The organism is Pseudoalteromonas luteoviolacea NCIMB 1942 (assembly GCF_001625595.1).
Lineage (GTDB): Bacteria > Pseudomonadota > Gammaproteobacteria > Enterobacterales > Alteromonadaceae > Pseudoalteromonas > Pseudoalteromonas luteoviolacea_A.
Genome location: NZ_AUXT01000162.1, coordinates 80,212 through 98,102, shown reverse-complemented (window position 1 = coordinate 98,102; position 17,891 = coordinate 80,212). Strand labels below are relative to the sequence as shown.

Below are 17,891 nucleotides of genomic sequence, written 5' to 3'. Positions count from 1 at the left end.
GTCAGAGCAAGACAAGTCTTCCACAGAGATTTCAGAACATAGTGATACGCAGTAAACTCAATCATCAAAATCACATAGCGAGTCGCTGATTGAGCGTTATCCATCTTACAAATCAGAGCGAACTTCACCGCCAATCAATTATGAAGTTGAGCGCCAACTGCAAGATATTGTGACGGTACTCGTGGGTAAGTGGGCAATGCCTACGACGGTCATTTTAGTACTGATCACCTGTTTATCTGGTTACTACTTAAATGTTGAAGCGTTTACACCCGTTGTAGGCATGATAGCCCCCGTAGTAATGGCGCTAATAATGGTAATAAAAGAGGCTTCATTGATACAGGAGCCAGATGAATCTTACTTAGTTCGGGAGCGTGAGCGCTCAGAAAGAAGGCGCCAACTTGAAATTGAAAAGGAGCTTAAATTGGCCTTTGAAGAGCGACGCTTTCAACAAGAAATGGTAGAGAAAATACGTCAATTTGATAAAGGTGCAGAGGCCACTCAAGACTTTGTGGCACTGGCCAAATACATGAATAGTCAATTGGCAGAGCTGATGAAGCAAGAAACTGAATTAGTGGTGGGCGATACTCGAATCAAACTGGCCGACGGTAATACACACGTGGCACGAAATAATAGGAGTTAGCTTGAAAATTTTTACCTTTAAAGGGTGGGAGTGGATTGGGTACACAACTTCCTCAGGCTAATTTGATTAGGATTAAATGCAGAGCAAAATATGCCTAACATTTACTGATTAATTAAAAACCGTCTCACTATTTTAACTCATTTTATCAGAACTGTTATCTGAGTATTAGAAGATGCCCTATGAAAAGATTGGGCTTGTAAAAGGAGTAGCTTGAGGGAACTCGTCATTTGTTAACTATGATGGCCTTGTCTATAACTCAAGATATCTAAACGTCTTGAGAAGAGGCCTAACTTTATAATCTTTCATGTTAAATGGCTGATATTTGGTTGAGTGATTTTTATACAGTTTGTTAGTCTGGTCTAAGGCAGGTTTACAATTGAATAACAGCCAGCCAAAGCCTGCCTTTAATTGCTGGCTAACAACATGGAATAAAGGTATGAAAAAAACATATTTAGCAGTACTCGCTGCGCTGAGCGCGGTAAGTGCTTCGGTAATGGCGGTGGACTGCGCTCAACTCACTGATTGGCAATCAAATCAGGTTTACACCGGTGGCATGGAAATTAAGCATGACGCGTTTAAGTATACAGCCAAATGGTGGACGCAAAATCAAGTCCCTGCGCAGTACTCAAGTCCCGGCAATGTATGGCGCAATGAAGGGCGGTGTGATCCGACTGGGACGCCTTTGCCAATTATTGGCTTAAATACACCATTGGCGCAAAGTCGCCACATTCTCTCATCACCTGTGGTATTTAGTGCCACGGCTTCGCATCCGAGTAATATCTCAATTCAGTATGTTGAATTTAAAGTTGACGGGGCAGTGATTGCGACGGATACCGTCGCGCCATATGAAACAACATGGACAGCAACGGGGTTGGGTGAGCATATCGTCGAAGCTGAAGTAGTAGATGACATTGGTGGACGTGCCAGCACTGGCACACGAAGTATTTCAGTTGTCGTTGATGACATTATTGTGCCGCCAAGTGGATTTAAAATCGTTGGTTATTTTCCTAGCTGGCAAGGACAAGTAGCAGATATCCAGTTTGATAAGCTGACACATATCAATTACTCGTTTTTATTACCCAATGCGGATGGTTCATTACAGCCACTTGAGAACTTGGCCAAAATGCAGCAGCTGGTGAGTGCTGCTCAGGCGGCAGGGGTAAAAGTGGGTATTGCCGTAGGGGGCTGGAATGGCGGTGACGATAGTGCCTTTGAAACGTTTGCGAGTTCAGCCCAAGGGCGGGCGACATTTATTCGTAACCTGATGGCATTTGTCGAACAGTATCAACTAGATGGTGTCGACATGGATTGGGAGTATCCTGATCCTGGGAGTTCTGCGAATAACTATGCTGTGCTGATGAATGAGCTCAGTGTTGAGCTAAAAGCAAAAGGCAAATTCTTAACTGCGGCTGTAGTTGCACTTGGCTACACAGGGGGCGGGGTTTTAGAGTCCGTTTTCAGTGACGTAGATTTCTTAAATCTCATGGCATATGACGCTAATAACGGCGATCATGCAAACTATCAATATGCTTTAGACTCAATAGCATATTGGCAAGGTAGAGGGTTGAGCAAAGGAAAAACAGTGCTGGGCGTGCCATTTTATTCGCGTCCTACTTGGCAAGCATACCGCACCTTGATCGCACAAGATGCAGCAAATGCGTGCCGCGATACGGATGGTACATCTTATTACAATGGGATCCCGACCATTCGTGCTAAAACGCAATTGGCACTGGATACCGCAGGCGGCATAATGAATTGGGAGTTGTCTCATGATACACCGGGACCTGCATCTCTATTGACTGCAAAATGGGAAGTGGCACAAGGCCTGACACCGAGCTATCAATGTGATGGGAGTGGTGGTCCAAATGAGCCAACGAAATGCGTCGATATACAAGTCGATCCGAGCCAGTATGTGGCACATCCTGTGTGGCCCAATGGTGACCATGCATCGGGTGGTCAGCGTATTCGCTATCAACAAGCTGTTTATGAAGCAAATTGGTGGACGCGCTCAGTGCCGGGTAGTGACCAAAGTTGGCAGCTGATTTGTAAGTTTTAAGAGAAACGTAAAATGGCCGCAGAAGTAAGCGGCCATTTTGATTAGATTAGAAAGCTATTTTGTACAAGTTGGATCTGCACCAATAACTTTCCAAGGGCCATATAATCCTGACTCACTAGGCACGTCACCACGTGTCCAATACTTCGCTTCATACTCTGTTCCGCGGTATGTCACGTGATCTGAGCGCGTGTAGTCAGCATCTTTTTTCCACGTACCTGTACAAACGTTAGAACCATCGGTAGCGGTAGCAAATACGCGCGCTACATAAGTGGTGTTACTGCCATCTACTTTGAAGGTCATACTCACCTGAGCAAGGCCGATTGTCGCTGCACTAAACTCAACGCTTACTTTACAGCTCTTGTTCTGTGTCAATGTACTTGCAGAGCAAGTATCTGCTGTTGTGACGAGTCCCTCTGCAACACCTACAGTGGCTAAGTTAAGTTGATTAAACGTAAATGTTGGACTGCCAGTATTGGTGACCGTAAAGGTATGTTTCACTCTATCGCCGATTACGAAGTCCGCTAAAGTTTGCTGCTCTTGATAGCCAACACTTACAGGTACAGAACCGTCTTTTACTGATGCGATCCATTGGTCTAGAGCCGCTACGTCAGCATATACGCCATATTTATCAGGCCTTGCACAGCCAACCCCCCAGCTTACTACACCAAGCTGCACTGTTTGCCCGCCAGATTGGATCACGATAGGGCCACCACTGTCACCACTACAAGAATCTTTCTGTCCCTGTGGGTAACCTGCACAAAACTCGCTAGCGCCGACATTACTATAATGGCCTCCTGATTGACGACATACAGCATCAGAAACCAGTGGTACATCTACTTCATACAGGTTAGTTGGACGTATGCCACCTTCTTGTAATCGGCCCAAGCCTGCAACCGAAAGCATGTCACCTTCACGCGCGTAATAATCGATTGAAGACTGGGCTAACGTGACGCTTGAGCCAACGTTAGGAAGCCTAGATAGTTTTAAAACTGCAACGTCATTGTGTAATGTTTGGTTGTTATATTGTGGGTGGGAGTGAACCTGCTCAACGCTAATTCGGTCACCGTCATTACCCGCTAGGATAAACCCAGCGACTTTAACGTTTAACGACTGTGCCGATTTGTTGCGGACACAGTGTGCAGCCGTTAAGACATAGCCATCACCAATGTAGCTACCGCCACAAAAAGCCGTGGTGCCATTAGCACTCAAAATTTGTGTATAGAATGGCCAGTCCGCAGTATTGGCTGGGTTACCACCGACAATTGCAGTGTCTAAGTCTCCAATTGCCATAACGGATGCACTGGCCGCAATACTTGTGGCCAGCAATGTGTGTCGTATGGCGCCTTTTAGAGAGTGTGTAGTTCCTTTCATGTTGTACCTTTTATATTCACTTGTTAGAAAACCTAAAGATACAATCAAATGTTGCTCAATGTGTATAAAATGTAATTGAAATGATTTCAATCGTTCCAGTGTTATTTTTTTTAACCAATTGATAGTATTGGCCTTGATAAGAAACTTAGTGTATTTATCTAAGTTTCTTGTAAAAGATTGTTTACTTTTTGTGCTTTTTAAATATGGCTATAAATAGTCGGGCATGCTTGAAGTCGGTAGTAATATGATGGCGTCATAAACGTTTGCTAAAACCACATTAGTCTCGCGAGTGCCCCACTCTTTGGCTGTTGTTTCTATGAACAACCAGTCATCAGCGGTGCCAGCTTGATCTTGTTTATTCAGAGGTAAAAACGCAATCGAGTCAGTGGCCTCATCAGCCAACGACTCAAGTGAATTAGGCGCATGTGGCGTAACACCCGTACGTTGTCTGGAATTCGATGCATTCTCGCCAGACAACATATAGAGTGCGACAGTGTAGAGATCTTCCCCGTAATGATCCGCAAGATGTGCGCCCATGTGTTTTTGTGGTGTTGCTGCGCTGGGGTAATGTTCTGCTATGTGGAAATTATGTGCCCAAATAATGATTTTTTCGTTGCTTAATACAGAGTCTGCTAAATCAATAAAGTTGTCAGCCATACCGCGATCTCTTGCGCGAATACCGGCACTTATTCCATCTTCATAACTGGCTTCTATCATATCCATCATGCGTCGCATTGAACGGGTAACGAGTAGTGTCATTGGTTCAGGAGTGACCTGATTTACAAAGTGGTCTACGAGTTTATCAAGCGTCGCTTTTGTATCAGGCAATTGCTGCCCAATGTAATCACAGCCTGATTGACTATAGTCCCTAAAGCAGTCTCTATCCCGTTCACTGAGCGTCGCCACGGTTGTTACCAGTGTCTCTAAGTCAAGTTCGAATTGGGCTGGTTGTCTGGTAAGCGCGTCAGAGAGGAAAGTTTGATAGTGGTGGGTGCCATCAAAACTACCTGAGCGCTGGACATCAAAACCAGCCAATTTTAGCGGGCGCTCAGTATTCTGTGACGCGACAATATAGTCAAATAAATCAAGCACAGATTCTGTCATCCAGATGCCAAAAATACACGCGCCCATAAGCTCTCTACTGGAGATATCTGGCTTTATATCTAGTGCGTTAGTACAAGCAAATGTAGAGCTTTCAAAAGCAATGGTATTAAAGTCGTGATACTGATGCAAATATTGGGTCAAGCGATTCTTTATTTGATTCATCTGTTTTGAGCCGTGACTGCTTTCCCCTAATTGAATTAATCTCGGCCCACTGAAATAAGTATCAAGTGATCTGAGGTCATGAAAGTCCTCTGTATTGGTCAAGTTTGCGATAGAGACATGATTGTCTCTAATAAAAGACACATAGTTCGCGTTGTTCCCAGTATCTGGTTGTATAGGGTTGGATGTTTGGGGCGTCGATGGGCCTGAACTGCCAGAACCACAACCTGTAATTAGAGTCGCGAAGCAAAAAGTGATGGCTTTAGAGAATTTCAACGTATTTTTGGTTTGGTCGTGGTGCATATGGGCGTTCCTTCTTTGTATTTATTAAAGAAACAAATTAGCCTTTTTGTTAGACACTTACCAGTAAGAGATGGTGGGTAAAATAAGTTAGTTTGGTTACGTGTTGTTTTTAAAATCACCTTTCAGTGATGCAAAAACAAAAATAGTTTTGTGAGGATGAAGCTCCATGATTGTGGGCTGTTTGTATGTGTTTTTTGCCGTAATGAAGATGCCAGAGGTTTGCTTTATTGTCGTGATAGCGCTTGTATTATTTAGTTTATAGCAACTTTAGTGAGGTTTTAAGGGTGGGGTTAGGGGCGTTAATACATTTTTAATAGAGTAGATTTAATTAGTTATTTCATATTTAGAATGTTGTTTATCTAACCACGCAAAGTAAAACACCTAAAACGCTCATACAAACAACACTAAACTCACTGCAATATATGTCCTTTTTAGATAAGCGTAAGTCCTTAAGGGCTTGCCAGTACTAGGATATGCTCTAACTCAAAGGAGGTACTTTATGTCACATAAGGTGGGTTTTTATATCTATCATGAATTTTAAACGGTTGATCTTGCTGGGCCATTAGATGCGTTTGCAGTTGCCAACGATTTACTAGCGCCTGAGGTGGGCTATGAGTTAGTGACGCTGACAAACGATACGTTACCTGTGCGTTCGGAAAGTGGGTTGCGAACATTGGCTGATGATAACGTAGCCAACTGTATGGAGTTGCATACGCTGGTTATTGTTGGTGGACGAGGGTGTCAATCTGTTATCAATAATGAGCAGCAGATGACGACCGCTGGCTGGAGACAGAGGTGCACTGACTTGGTCTTTTGAACACGGAGATGCTCATTGGTTATTGCATGCCAGCATGAAACCAACCAGTGATACAGAAGTCGTCGCACATCTAACTCTGACGTGACAACTATAACGGCACAGTCCGTAAATTAAGTAGGAAAGCCACAGTTGCTTGCACAGCTACCAAGGTTGCATCAACAACGTGGCTTTATCATCAGCGAAGACTACCGACAGCTTTTATAACACCACCTTCGATACACAAAACGTTTAATTCTGGCTGTGTTTCCCTTGATATTACATCGATTTGGCTCAGTTTTTGAGCTTTCAAATTGGTAACTTTTCTTTATCACAAAACAAAATAGTGAGAAGTAAAGTGCATTGGAAAACAGCTAAAGTCAGCGTGTGGTTGATGGCGATCGGAATAAACCTTTACGCGGTACATGCTGCTGCGAGTAGTAGCCCATTTAACTATGAGTCTAGCGGTTCAGTATTGTTAAGCGACCAGTTTGCGCCGAGTGCGCATAGTGTCTCGTTAGAAGGGAGTTCGTTGGATGTAGAGCGAGAGCGGCTCTATTCCATTGACTTTGAAAGTACCATAACACGTGCCGCGCATACTTGGTTTATGTGGCTTGAGCACAGTCGAAACCCGAGTGAGGGGGGCGTTTCATCCTGGCTTGGCAATACTAATGAAGACGCCGCGACAACGGAAGATGGTCGCGGAACCAGTCGCGCTCAATTATCTTCATTATATTGGCAATACGCGTTGCCCAGCAGTGAGCAACAGGTTCTGCTGGGTCTTGCCGAAGTGAGCATGCTGGTTGATACCAATGATGTGGCCAACGATGAAGTTGGGCAGTTTATGACTGCTGGATTTGTAAATAACCCTAGCATCGACTTTCCTGATTATGCGCCTGCACTGCGTTACCAAGGGGCGACTTCAGGTGACCAGTGGCGTTGGCGTTTGTTATTGTCGAGCGCCAAAGGGTTGGCCGACAATCAAGGAAACTACGCGGATACATTTAACCAGATAAATGGTGCAGATGGGGTATTTGCCACACTGGAAGGGCAAAGACAGCTCGCAAAAAACATGACCTTGACCTTTGGGAGTTGGCATAACAGTGATACAAAGCGACACGGGGTATACAGTGCACTTTACAAAGAAATAGGCAAGGTTCAGTTGCATAGTCGCTTAGGTCACAGTGGCAGTTATCAACAAACAGAAGACGATGAGGCGTTGGATAAGACCCATTTCGCGAGCCTTTCAGGGCAGTACAACCACCAAGCATTCACGCTTGCCGCTGGGGCAAGTTTTATAGGGAATGAGTCGTCAGGTGGCCAAACGGCTGTGACGCGTATGGTTGAATGCTACGTAAAATATGACTGGTCAGAAAACTTGCATACCACGGTCGCGGCGCAGTGGCACGATGGTGCCGTCAATAGCGACGAGCCCGGTGTTGTCGCCAATTGGCAAAATGTGATGACACTGCGTACCGTATTACACTGGTAAATCGGTCACCATTATAGTTTGGAGTACTGCTTGGGAGGCACACCAAATACCTTTTTAAAGGCGCTGTTGAAGGCACTACTTGACTCAAAACCAAGTTGCTGTGCAATGATTTGTTGCGACTGGCCGGCATTGAGCATTTCAACGGCGCGCAGCGCCCTTAACTTTTGTTTCCATTGACTAAAGCCCATTGCAAAATTTTTGTGAAACAGTCGATTTAGCGTTCGACTAGATGCGCCCACTTGTTGGCCCCACTGTTCCAGCGTGAGTGAGCTCCCAGGGTTAGCATACAATTCTGATACAATGGGGTGCAGACGGGGGTCTTGTGCACTGGGGATGAAGAAGTCGCTGGTTGGGGCGATTTCTAGCCTGTCGACAAACACGTCTATAAAACGCTGAGTTTTATCATCTAGAGGGTAGTCTTCTGGCCATGTACATATCTCCAAAATCATCGCTTTGAGCAGATCACTGACGACCAGAGATTTGGCGGTACTACCTAACAAGGACTCATATTTTTGATCAATATAGACACTGCGAAAGTGGCCGCCGTATCGGCAGTAGGTTTCGTGTGCGACATTGGGCGGGATCCAAAGTGCTTGTTGGGGTGGGATCACAAACGTCCCTTGCGGGGTAAAAATGGTCATCACGCCATTGTTGATATAGGTCAGTTGCCCCCAAGCGTGGCTGTGCTCTTCCACATGTTCCCACTCAGGCATCGTTGACGCGCGCGGGAAAACGGGCCTGTCTAAAGAGGTACGCTTAAAGCGAGACTTCACATGCTGCCAAGATTGATTTGTCTGTTTTGATAAATTTTCTGTCATGTATTTGAATTTTGGCCAACAAAAATTGAGCATATACTAATCAGGCTTTTCTCTCAATGTGCTTAGGATAGTGAATGAACAAACGACGTTTTTGGCAGTTTTCGCCCACCCCAATGAGTTTCTTGGTACTGACCACCATCGTAATGGCTATGGCATTTGCAGGATGGACAGCAATGCTAAACAACTTTGCTGTAGAGGCTGCCGCCTTTACAGGTGCTAATATGGGAATGTTACAGTCTTTGCGTGAGATCCCTGGTTTTCTTGCATTTACAGCCGTGTTTATTTTGTTGGTTCTCAAAGAGCAAACATTTGCCGTTATTAGTCTGTGTTTGCTTTCTATTGGAGTGGCAGTAACGGGCCTATTCCCAACGATATACGGCTTGTATGCGACTACCGTTTTGATGTCCATCGGCTTTCATTATTTTGAAACGATCAATCAATCGTTAAGTTTACAGTGGTTTAAAAAGGATGAAGCAGCTGAAAAGTTAGGCCAGCTATTGTCAGTGAAGTCTATGGCGGCATTGGTAACCTTTGCCGTAATTTGGCTTGGTTTTAGTGTGTTTCACAGTGATTATGTATGGATGTATTTATTGATTGGTGGGGCAGGCCTATTGGTGACCATGTTTCTAGCCTTTACACATCCGCAATTTATTGAATCTGCACCGCAAAATAAGAAGTTAATCCTACGAAAAGAGTACAGCTTGTACTATATGTTGGTATTTTTCTCCGGCGCTCGCAGGCAAATATTTATGGTTTTTGCCGGATTTTTAATGGTTGAAAAGTTTGGCTATGATGTTGCGGAAATTACCGCGTTATACATGCTTAATCACGTGATTAATATTTTTCTAGCGCCCAAAATCGGCAGTTGGATAGGGCGTATCGGTGAGCAGAAAGCATTGACGGTGGAGTACATCGGCTTGATAGGTGTATTTGTAGGCTATGCCGTTGTGGAATCTGCAAATTTGGCCGCAGTACTGTATGTGATTGATCATATCTTCTTTGCAATGGCAATTGCACTGAAAACCTATTTTCAAAAAATAGCGAAACCAGAAGACATTGCAGCAACCGCAGGTGTGAGCTTTACGATTAATCATATTGCGGCGGTTTTCATTCCAGCCAGTTTTGGTGTTGTGTGGCTATATGATCAGTCTTTGGTGTTTTATTTTGGTGCAGCTTTAGCAGCTTGTTCACTGATTTTGAGTCAGTTTATTACCCCTCACTTGCGCAAAGTGAATAACGCGCAAGCATCCCAAGTTTAACCCAATTCATCATTTATTTCAGCGAGTTAAAAGTGGACCAAATGGTTAGTCTAATTAGGTAGTTAGCTAACCAGGTGGTCCATGTTCACATCTTTACACCCTGTTGAGACCTTTATGGTTTTTACTTACATTCGAATCAGCCTTGCAACAGATGCATTGGGGCTGCCAAATAATCATCCTCTTTATCGTCGTCATGCCAGCTTAGTGTTGCGTAATAATCTCGATGGGCGCTGGTTTGCTTATGGGTTTGGGTTTACAGGGTTTTGCTCCGAGCCCATACCGAAAAGAGTAAAAGTGTATGCGCGAGAGCTGGTGGCGAAAAGAATGTCTGTTGCGCAGGTCGACAAATTGTTTTTCAAGTTAAATCAAGGCAAATCGGTGCATTACGATATTGCCAAGTACAACTGCGTTGATCATTTAATTGTGGGGTTAAGAGCTGTTGGTAAGCGCTCTAAATTACTCAGCCACTATCGATATATGAATAAGGAGTGGTACAAAAACAGCGAATATATTAAGGGGTAAAATCTTTTAAGATTTTCGCTGCCTTTGTGCCTACATCGGAAAAGTTCTCTGTCCCTTTGGTCATTGCTTTTTGTGCCTCTTCGATGACTTTGACGTACTTGGGATCACCGGTTGCAAGCAATTGCGATAGAGCAACACCAATGGCTGTGGTGGCAATTGTGCTTAAGTTTCGCAAGTTGTCGGTCGCGTCTTGCACAGCCATGGATGTTGACTGTGCCACTGCTTGTTGGGCTTTGATGAGCGCTGCAGTTTTGTCTGCCATGGTAAGTTATCAACCTTGTGCAAGGATCAGTGCACAGGCTGAGGAGATGGATGCCGATGTATAGGTCTGTGCACTTTGTTGTGCTGTCACCGCATTCTGCATCATTAACCCCACTGTGTCGGCAAGCGCAGAGTCACTTAATTGTGAGATGATCTCTTCGACACTGGGTCCATTTTTATCTGACATGGGTTATTACCTCTTAAAAGTAAGGCGAAACGCCAATTAAGTGGAATACAAATGCTCAAACAGAGGCGGTATACGCCTCTGCACAATAGGATGATTTATTGGCCATCATCTTTGTCTGTTATGGCTGATGCGGCGCGTCCAAGTACGGCACTACCAACCGCTCCCAAGGCGTTAACGCCTTGAATCGTAGCAGCTTGCACAGTGATTGCCGCTTGCTGTTGTGCATTGCTTGCATTGTGGCCAGCATTTGATAGTGCTGCGCCCATTGAGGCGAAGAGATTTCCCATCGCCATTGATGGGTTATCCGCAAGTACTTTGGTATTGACTTGAGTGATCGAGTCGGTAATTTGCTTGTTTACAGTTGGGTCTTTAGCCATTGCTATTTCCTTTTAAGTTAAATGTATGGGCGGTTTAGCCAATGAGCTGGCTATTAATTTCGTTAAGTACATCGCTGATCTGCTCCTCGACGGCTTCTAACTGCTTGGTAACTTCTAGGTTAACACTCTGAGCGTTAGAAAATGGCGCTAGAGATTCGAGTCGTTGATCATTTTCTGCCAGTAAGTCTGCTACTTCTTGCTCTTGCTTTTCAGAGAGCGCTTGGATTTGCGCCATATGCTCTTCATAAAGAGCGCTATATTTGGCAAGTGAAGCCATGGTGTTCACTCCGTATCGGTTGGTTCATCGGGCTTGATTGGTGCTTCTTTTGGTGCTGACTGCTTGTTTTTACCAAAGCGAAATAGGTTGAAACGGGGCTTCTTCTCTTGTTTGCTTGGCTCCGGTTCAACGGGTTCTGCTACCATGGCTTCATCAGCCGCTTCTTGCGGTTTTTCTTTATCTTTTTCAGCTGCCTGAGTTGGGTTAGGCGTTTTTAGCAACCTGGCGCAAGCATTGGTGATTGAAGCCGCGGTCGTCATTTGAGCATGCTGTTGACTGGTTACGGCATTATGCATAGATAGCCCGAGCGTTTCTGCTAAAGTGGTTTCGGTCATGCTGGTCGCTTGTTGCGAAAACGGCACGCTGTCTTTGTCTTGCTCATTCATGATTAAGTCCTCGTTAAATTCAAACTGGTTAGTCGCTCAACAACTGAGCAATCGTTGCAACTAGAATACGGAGGTTAACCGTTTAAAAATCGGGTAAAGTTAGATTTGATTCGGGCTTTTCTAGGATTTTGGGGGCGTGCCCCCAAGGCTGCTATTCGTCTTGATTTTCATGTAGGACAGTGGCAATTTTTTCTCCTACGGCACTGAAGTTATCCGCACCTCGGCTCACAATAGATTGTGCATCTTCAATGATTTTTGAAAACTTATCATCGCCAGTTTCTATATATTGAGACAGTGCGACACCAATTGCAGTTGTGCTCAATGTGTTGAGGTTGCGTAAGTTATCAGTTGCATCTGACAGTGCCAATGCGGTGGATTGTGCGATCGATTGTTGTGCACTTTGTACTGCAGATTCCGCAGCATCGGGTGCGCTATTTAGATTTTCCATATGTAACTCCAAACAGTAAAAAGCTCTTAGCAGTGATTCGGTCACTAAGAGCTTGGTTGGGATAGTGGATCAGTATCCTTTAATCAACAAATCCAAATTTGATTAAGCATCAGGCTCTATGATGTCTTCTGCACTACGGCCGATGACTGAAGTACCGATTGACATAAGTGAGTTTACGCCTTGAACGGTCGCAGCTTGCATCGTAATAGCAGCTTGCTGCTGTGCAGCTGTTGCATTATGTGCTGCGGTACCTAATGCTTGGCTGGTAGACATGAGCAGGTTACCCATCGCCATTGCTGGTGTTTCACCAACGACCTTGGTATTCACCTGCGTAACTGAATCCGTTACTTGTGCATTAACTGTATCTGCCATGATTGACTCCTGTTAATTTAGTTAAGTGGATATATGTTTAGCGAGTAAGCTATTAGCCTTTCTCGATAATGCCTTCAGCACTACGGCCAACCACTGAACTACCGATAGACATCAGTGAGTTAACACCTTGTACAGTTGCTGCTTGCATTGTGATTTGAGCTTGTTGTTGCGCTGATGTCGCGTTGTGAGCAGCGTTACTTAAAGCTTGGCTTGTAGACATTAATAGGTTGCCCATTGCCATTGCTGGTGTTTCACCAACTACTTTTGTGTTTACTTGAGTAACTGAATCAGTGATTGCTGCGTTTACTGTATCTGCCATGATATTTTCCTCATTAAATAGTTAATTAATTGGCTGAATTAGCCTTTGCTAAGAATTTCTGCACTGCCACGTCCAACAACGGCTGTGCCAGTTGACATAAGTGAGTTAATGCCTTGCACTGTCGCCGCTTGCATTGTAATACCTGCTTGCTGATTGCCCGTCGTTGCATTCAGCGCTGCGGTGCCTAATGCATGACTTGTTGACAGAAGTAGATTGCCCGTACTTGATGCAGGTGTTGAACCTGTGACACTGGTGTTTACCTGAGTGACAGAGTCTGTCACTTGGCCGTTTACACCACCTGCCGCACTTGGTGCTGCTGCCATAGTATTTTCCTTCTATTGGTTAGTTATTGGTCTTCAAAGACCGACTTTTTTAGCCAAAACCGCTGGCAAAAAACTATTTCGATGCCTTAGGGCCCATGCTCAGTAACATCTCACTTGCCAGTGCCGTATTGGTTTTGATAATGGCATTGTGTTGATGTTGTGCGAGCGTCGCGTTGTGGGCAGCATTGCCTAAAGACTGGGCGGTAGCTTGCAATAACATGTCTCTAGAGAGGCCTGGTGCTTGCTGCGCTACCAATTCGTTCAGTTGCTTCAGTGCTTCAATGTCTGCCATCTTGTAACCCGTCGTTTTCAATACAGCCAGTTTAGATATTTAGTGCCGCAATTAATCGGCTCAATATATTGAAAAGTAGGGGTAAATTTGGCAGTTAAGGCTGTTGACGCTTTTTATATTCCCGAGGAGACATTTGGGTATAGCGGCGAAAGATTTTCTCGAAGTGACTGAGATCCCCAAACCCAACTTCCATACACAGATCGGTGATCCTCAAGTTAGGGTTTTGCTCTATTAGCTGACAAGCTTTACGGATCCTAAATTCAGCGAGGATTTGTTTAAAGCTGCGCTGCAATGCGCGTTTAAATAAATATGAAAGGTGTGAAGAGCTGACATAAGCGTTGGCAGCTAGTTCTTTAAGTGAAATATCTCGCTGCCAGTGGTCGAGAATATATGACAGAGCCTTTTGTAGGCTAGGATGGTACTTGTTAAATGGTGCCATATCACCGACCAATAAATACTCTACGCAATGTTGTGGGTTTTGTGTAAATGCCGTTGTTTTAGCAAGCTCTGGATAGATATTGACTAAGGTTTGTTCACTGATGTCATTTTCTTGTGCCAGCGTAAAAGTGCGTAGTAGCACTTTTTCCAACTCAGCGATGTTGTTTGGCCAACGATAGTTTTTTAAGACCGATTTCGCTTGTTCGGTTAACTGTTGCTGTGGCGACAATTGATAAATCTCTGAGAGTTGTTCCACCAGTGTATGGATATCGTCAGGCCGATCGCGTAATGGTGGGATCTGCAAACTAAAGAAATTTAATTTTTGCCAAAGGCTAGGCAAGAATCGCGCTTGGTCAACCAGTGATTGAATGTCTGATTCGCTGGCGCTGATAATACGAATACGTTGTAAGTCTATTTTACTGGTATAGCTTGCACTATTTTTACTTTGTGTTGTTAGTTGCTCGAGCAGGTATTTTTGTTGTGTCAAAGAGAGTGCATCAATGTGACTGAAGAAAATACACCCTTGATTCATCGCCGTGTTTACATGACTTAATTTTTTGGCAAAATCTTCCTCGTTGCAACTGGCACAGTCTATTTCATAGAATGGGTGATGCTTGGCATAGCTACTAAAGTGGATCGAGCAGGCGACATCGACAACCTCGCTACCTGACTCAGCTTGGATATAGACTGGGCATAATTTAGCGGCGATCCGCTCAATGGTTTTTTCCAAATTTAATATTTGATCACTATAGCCTTGCAGCGATGCTTTTTTCCCAAGATATCTGCTCGATAGTGCCTGAATTGCATTGCGTGTAACCAGTATACCTATTTGACTAGAAAGCTGTGTTAGTTCTGATTGTGTTGGGCTTGGCAGGCTACTTTTGGTTAGTAAATTTAAAGCCCCGATACGTTTTCTTTGATACACAATGGGGTAACTTTGTTGGCTGTTACTGGCCAAGCTGTTTTCTTGATTAAAAACAATATGCGTTTTTAACTGTTGAGTCTGATCCTCGACCTCCAAAGACAATTGCCTAAGAGTATGTTCCGAGCATCTCGCATTGAGATAGCGAGTAAGTGATTGGGTGAGGGGTAATTGGTTTTCTATCGCATCTGATGGTGAGATAGCGCTTAGTGTTGATTCATTCATCGTTGACTCCAAAGCAATATTAACTTTTGTCTAGCGAAAATCCTTTCAAAGTAAAAAGCACAATAATTCGCTTCTTACATATTTGGAAATTTATAAACAAGGTGATTTAAGGCCGTGGATACAACTTAAGTAATTTTTCTCGTTTTCAATCGGGGTAACTTACGAACTATTGATTACGTATTATTACGTGGAGGTTAATTTAACGTGTTATTAAGTGGTTGTTTCGATAGCGAGATGGTTAGGCAGTGCCTAAATAGGTTTAGTTCGTAACGAGAAGTTTGTAAAGAAAAGGCGTATGAGTTGAAGCCTTTTCTTAAGGTGAAGCCTATAGCGCCTTGAAGCGGATAGCGGTTCCACCACTGGCCGCTAAGTTGAGTGATAGTGTGTCTTTGTGTGTCACTATTTGTTTTTTAACTTCCAGTGCATACGGGTTTTGCTGCCAATTGGCGTTGTCACCATCTTGATAGATTTGTGCTTCGTAGCGTTGGCCAGATGACAAAAAGTCCAATTCGACAATGAGTGTGCGTGCATCTGCATCGGTAATTGCGCCTAAATACCAATCTTTGCCTGCATACTTTCCGCGCTCACGCTCTTTACGAGCAAATACAACGTAGTCCCCGACTTCTCCAGCAAGAGCGATACTGTGCTCCCAATCCGTTGGCACATCTTTAATAAACTGAAATGCATCTGGCCTTGCAAGATAATTTTCAGGTAAGTCCGCGGCCATTTGAACAGGGCTATAAAGCACAACATAGAGGGCAAGTTGTTTTGCCAGCGTTGTTTGCGGTCTATTGGTTTTATCACCAAGTCCATTGAAGCCCATATCAAAAATGCCTGGGGTAAAATCCATTGGACCGGATAGCATGCGTGTAAAGGCTAGCATTGGTGTGTGTTCTGGTGGATTAGGAGGCGTGCCCCAAGCATTGAACTCTTGGCCTCTCGCACCCTCACGGGTAAGCCAATTGGGATAAGTACGACGCAGGCCAGTATCCTTGATTGGCTCATGAGTGTTAATACTAATTTTATACTTTGCAGCTAGCTTGATGTTGCCTAAATACTCGTTCACCATGAACTGTCCGTCATGCCACTCGAATCTTGCATGGCCGCGCTCATCAATGCGTTTGATATTGCCACCGTCTGCAACATAGCCAGTTTTTACCTGAGTGACACCAGCTTGCTCATACAGTTTAAAGGCGGCATTCATTTGCTTTCGATAGTTACTGACATTGCCAGATGTTTCATGATGGCCAATCAGACGCGCGCCAACTTTGTCCGCATGCGTCTTAATGTCGTTAATGTCGAAATCAGGGTAGGCTTCGGTAAAACTGAATACATCTCCATTGAAAAACCAATCGCCATCCCAGCCGACGTTCCAACCTTCAACTAACACACCATCAAAGCCATGCTCTGCCGCAAAGCTGAGGTATGTTTTAGTGCGCTCAGTGGTCGCACCATGCTTTTTACCACTGCCCCACGTGTGATTGCCGATATGCATGCCCCACCAAATACCTGTGTACTTCCCAGGTTGGACCCAAGATACATCGCCTAGTTTATTAGGTTCATTCAGGTTGAGAATAAGGTGAGAGTTCAGCAAATCAGTAGCTTGATCACCGACTTGAAGGGTACGCCAAGGCGTTTTAAACTGACCGTTGGTTTTAACCGCTATACCGTCAGACCAAGGCGTTAAATCGCTGACGAAGGTGCCCGGTCTGCGCTGGTTTAATGTCATGCCTGCATAGTCCACAAGTGCCGCCTCGTGAATACTCATATGTACACCCTGATTGTTTTTAAAAGTAAACGGCGTATGTACGTGAGCAGCTTCATGTAATGAGGTTGTATTGTAAGTATATTCGTAGCGATTCCAGCCTCTGGCGGGGATCCACCAAGCTTGGCTTTTGTCACTATCTTTAATACTAAACTCGGTGAGTTCACGAGTAATATATCGTGCGTTGTCTTGGTTGACTTCGTAGCGGAACCCCAACCCATCATCAAAGACACGAATACGAACACTGTACTGAGTAGCTTTGGCGGTTTTATCTGCAAAAGTGACGAGTAATTCGTTGTGATGATCGGTGACTTCTCTGGCTTCACCCCAAGGTTGCTGCCAAGTACTGTTTTGGCTGGCTCGCTCGGTACTGCTGATATACATATTATCGCGCATGGATGGAGCGCGAGCAAAATCAAAACCCAGTGACGATGGATTTATAATCGTTTGACCTTGAAAAGCAACTTGATACTTGGGTTGCGTATGATCATCGCTGATGGTGAAGGTGAGTTGTTTATCTGGTGATTGAACACTGAAACTGGCTGCATGGGCAGTCATATTGAGTGCGAAAAGCCCCGTGGTCAGGCTAACCACAAGGTTGAGTGAGCTTGGGTAACGCATTTTGTTATTCTCTTTGTGCAATTAGTTACATCTAGCTTAAGGGCAATTCAATAGGCTCTAAATGGCTTGCATACGTATTCAAATTTAAAATGCGATGAATGCATTATTTACGTCGTCCGGTCTATACTCAAATGAAAAATTAGACCTGATAAGGACAGCGT

21 protein-coding genes are annotated in these 17,891 nt (G+C 44.4%); 6 read left to right on the top strand and 15 right to left on the bottom strand.

Features of this window, described 5'->3' with window-relative positions:
* The first annotated feature begins 169 nt into the window (after window positions 1-169).
* Both N482_RS12485 and N482_RS12480 read left to right on the top strand, forming a co-directional pair.
* Entirely contained in the window at window positions 170-640 is a 471-nt protein-coding gene (locus N482_RS12485) for a hypothetical protein (RefSeq protein WP_155730583.1), read from the top strand.
* A 436-nt stretch (window positions 641-1,076) separates the two neighbouring features.
* Window positions 1,077-2,696, top strand: coding sequence for a glycosyl hydrolase family 18 protein (locus N482_RS12480; RefSeq protein WP_063377343.1), 1,620 nt, complete (start codon window positions 1,077-1,079; stop codon window positions 2,694-2,696).
* 54 nt (window positions 2,697-2,750) lie between these two features.
* On the opposite strand, the gene N482_RS12475 is transcribed toward N482_RS12480, so the two are convergent.
* Both N482_RS12475 and N482_RS12470 read right to left on the bottom strand, forming a co-directional pair.
* A complete protein-coding gene (locus N482_RS12475) occupies window positions 2,751-4,067 on the bottom strand; it encodes a trypsin-like serine protease (protein WP_063377342.1) in 1,317 nt (438 codons plus the stop codon).
* Between the two features lie 207 nt (window positions 4,068-4,274).
* Window positions 4,275-5,633: an erythromycin esterase family protein gene (locus N482_RS12470; RefSeq protein WP_063377341.1), complete on the bottom strand. Its 1,359-nt coding sequence runs from the start codon at window positions 5,631-5,633 to the stop codon at window positions 4,275-4,277.
* 619 nt (window positions 5,634-6,252) lie between these two features.
* Here N482_RS12470 and N482_RS12465 point away from each other — a divergent pair.
* Together N482_RS12465 and N482_RS12460 are read left to right on the top strand one after the other, a co-directional pair.
* On the top strand, window positions 6,253-6,450 hold the full coding sequence (locus N482_RS12465) for a hypothetical protein (protein WP_155730582.1): 198 nt from the start codon (window positions 6,253-6,255) through the stop codon (window positions 6,448-6,450).
* 277 nt (window positions 6,451-6,727) lie between these two features.
* Window positions 6,728-7,918, top strand: a complete 1,191-nt coding sequence (locus N482_RS12460; protein ID WP_063377339.1) for a hypothetical protein — start codon at window positions 6,728-6,730, stop codon at window positions 7,916-7,918.
* An 11-nt stretch (window positions 7,919-7,929) separates the two neighbouring features.
* Here the strand turns inward: N482_RS12460 and N482_RS12455 are convergent, their stop codons facing one another.
* Window positions 7,930-8,736, bottom strand: coding sequence for an AraC family transcriptional regulator (locus N482_RS12455; RefSeq protein WP_063377362.1), 807 nt, complete (start codon window positions 8,734-8,736; stop codon window positions 7,930-7,932).
* A gap of 74 nt (window positions 8,737-8,810) precedes the next feature.
* On the opposite strand from N482_RS12455, the gene N482_RS12450 reads away from it, so the two are divergent.
* The gene (locus N482_RS12450; RefSeq protein WP_063377338.1) at window positions 8,811-9,995 is read left to right on the top strand and encodes an MFS transporter; all 1,185 of its coding nucleotides are present in this window, start codon (window positions 8,811-8,813) and stop codon (window positions 9,993-9,995) included.
* Window positions 9,996-10,076: 81 nt separating this feature from the next.
* Entirely contained in the window at window positions 10,077-10,517 is a 441-nt protein-coding gene (locus N482_RS12445) for a hypothetical protein (protein ID WP_063377337.1), read from the top strand.
* Here the strand turns inward: N482_RS12445 and N482_RS12440 are convergent.
* The 12 genes from N482_RS12440 to N482_RS12390 form a co-directional block, all read right to left on the bottom strand.
* Window positions 10,507-10,779 (bottom strand): hypothetical protein, encoded by a 273-nt coding sequence (locus tag N482_RS12440; protein WP_063377336.1) that lies wholly within the window; start codon window positions 10,777-10,779, stop codon window positions 10,507-10,509. The two genes, N482_RS12445 and N482_RS12440, sit on opposite strands and share 11 nt — an antisense overlap.
* 9 nt (window positions 10,780-10,788) lie before the next feature.
* The gene (locus tag N482_RS24345; protein ID WP_081227930.1) at window positions 10,789-10,965 is read right to left on the bottom strand and encodes a RebB family R body protein; all 177 of its coding nucleotides are present in this window, start codon (window positions 10,963-10,965) and stop codon (window positions 10,789-10,791) included.
* A 95-nt stretch (window positions 10,966-11,060) separates the two neighbouring features.
* Window positions 11,061-11,342, bottom strand: coding sequence for a RebB family R body protein (locus N482_RS12435; protein WP_063377335.1), 282 nt, complete (start codon window positions 11,340-11,342; stop codon window positions 11,061-11,063).
* Between the two features lie 34 nt (window positions 11,343-11,376).
* Complete coding sequence (locus N482_RS12430) at window positions 11,377-11,619, bottom strand: hypothetical protein (protein ID WP_063377334.1); 243 nt, start codon at window positions 11,617-11,619, stop codon at window positions 11,377-11,379.
* 5 nt (window positions 11,620-11,624) lie between these two features.
* Window positions 11,625-12,005: a RebB family R body protein gene (locus N482_RS12425; RefSeq protein WP_063377333.1), complete on the bottom strand. Its 381-nt coding sequence runs from the start codon at window positions 12,003-12,005 to the stop codon at window positions 11,625-11,627.
* A gap of 151 nt (window positions 12,006-12,156) precedes the next feature.
* Entirely contained in the window at window positions 12,157-12,453 is a 297-nt protein-coding gene (locus tag N482_RS12420) for a hypothetical protein (RefSeq protein WP_063372461.1), read from the bottom strand.
* Between the two features lie 102 nt (window positions 12,454-12,555).
* Window positions 12,556-12,825 carry a RebB family R body protein gene (locus N482_RS12415; protein ID WP_063372460.1) on the bottom strand — a complete coding sequence of 90 codons (270 nt, stop codon included), beginning with the start codon at window positions 12,823-12,825 and terminating at the stop codon, window positions 12,556-12,558.
* Window positions 12,826-12,877: 52 nt separating this feature from the next.
* Window positions 12,878-13,144, bottom strand: coding sequence for a RebB family R body protein (locus N482_RS12410; RefSeq protein ID WP_023401227.1), 267 nt, complete (start codon window positions 13,142-13,144; stop codon window positions 12,878-12,880).
* Between the two features lie 38 nt (window positions 13,145-13,182).
* Entirely contained in the window at window positions 13,183-13,467 is a 285-nt protein-coding gene (locus N482_RS12405; protein ID WP_063372459.1) for a RebB family R body protein, read from the bottom strand.
* A 73-nt stretch (window positions 13,468-13,540) separates the two neighbouring features.
* On the bottom strand, window positions 13,541-13,759 hold the full coding sequence (locus N482_RS12400; protein WP_063372458.1) for a RebB family R body protein: 219 nt from the start codon (window positions 13,757-13,759) through the stop codon (window positions 13,541-13,543).
* A gap of 94 nt (window positions 13,760-13,853) precedes the next feature.
* Window positions 13,854-15,344, bottom strand: a complete 1,491-nt coding sequence (locus N482_RS12395; protein WP_063377332.1) for an AraC family transcriptional regulator — start codon at window positions 15,342-15,344, stop codon at window positions 13,854-13,856.
* A gap of 325 nt (window positions 15,345-15,669) precedes the next feature.
* A complete protein-coding gene (locus N482_RS12390; protein ID WP_063377331.1) occupies window positions 15,670-17,730 on the bottom strand; it encodes a glycoside hydrolase family 97 protein in 2,061 nt (686 codons plus the stop codon).
* Window positions 17,731-17,891 lie beyond the last annotated feature (161 nt).

Bases quoted from the DNA above. Each gene is read 5' to 3' on its own strand.
- N482_RS12480 (WP_063377343.1), top strand. From the start codon at position 1,077: ATGAAAAAAACATATTTAGCAGTACTCGCTGCGCTGAGCGCGGTAAGT.
- N482_RS12475 (WP_063377342.1), bottom strand. From the start codon at position 4,067: ATGAAAGGAACTACACACTCTCTAAAAGGCGCCATACGACACACATTG.
- N482_RS12470 (WP_063377341.1), bottom strand. From the start codon at position 5,633: ATGCACCACGACCAAACCAAAAATACGTTGAAATTCTCTAAAGCCATC.
- N482_RS12455 (WP_063377362.1), bottom strand. From the start codon at position 8,736: ATGACAGAAAATTTATCAAAACAGACAAATCAATCTTGGCAGCATGTG.
- N482_RS12450 (WP_063377338.1), top strand. From the start codon at position 8,811: ATGAACAAACGACGTTTTTGGCAGTTTTCGCCCACCCCAATGAGTTTC.
- N482_RS12445 (WP_063377337.1), top strand. From the start codon at position 10,077: ATGTTCACATCTTTACACCCTGTTGAGACCTTTATGGTTTTTACTTAC.
- N482_RS12440 (WP_063377336.1), bottom strand. From the start codon at position 10,779: ATGGCAGACAAAACTGCAGCGCTCATCAAAGCCCAACAAGCAGTGGCA.
- N482_RS24345 (WP_081227930.1), bottom strand. From the start codon at position 10,965: ATGTCAGATAAAAATGGACCCAGTGTCGAAGAGATCATCTCACAATTA.
- N482_RS12435 (WP_063377335.1), bottom strand. From the start codon at position 11,342: ATGGCTAAAGACCCAACTGTAAACAAGCAAATTACCGACTCGATCACT.
- N482_RS12430 (WP_063377334.1), bottom strand. From the start codon at position 11,619: ATGGCTTCACTTGCCAAATATAGCGCTCTTTATGAAGAGCATATGGCG.
- N482_RS12425 (WP_063377333.1), bottom strand. From the start codon at position 12,005: ATGAATGAGCAAGACAAAGACAGCGTGCCGTTTTCGCAACAAGCGACC.
- N482_RS12420 (WP_063372461.1), bottom strand. From the start codon at position 12,453: ATGGAAAATCTAAATAGCGCACCCGATGCTGCGGAATCTGCAGTACAA.
- N482_RS12415 (WP_063372460.1), bottom strand. From the start codon at position 12,825: ATGGCAGATACAGTTAATGCACAAGTAACGGATTCAGTTACGCAGGTG.
- N482_RS12410 (WP_023401227.1), bottom strand. From the start codon at position 13,144: ATGGCAGATACAGTAAACGCAGCAATCACTGATTCAGTTACTCAAGTA.
- N482_RS12405 (WP_063372459.1), bottom strand. From the start codon at position 13,467: ATGGCAGCAGCACCAAGTGCGGCAGGTGGTGTAAACGGCCAAGTGACA.
- N482_RS12400 (WP_063372458.1), bottom strand. From the start codon at position 13,759: ATGGCAGACATTGAAGCACTGAAGCAACTGAACGAATTGGTAGCGCAG.
- N482_RS12395 (WP_063377332.1), bottom strand. From the start codon at position 15,344: ATGAATGAATCAACACTAAGCGCTATCTCACCATCAGATGCGATAGAA.
- N482_RS12390 (WP_063377331.1), bottom strand. From the start codon at position 17,730: ATGCGTTACCCAAGCTCACTCAACCTTGTGGTTAGCCTGACCACGGGG.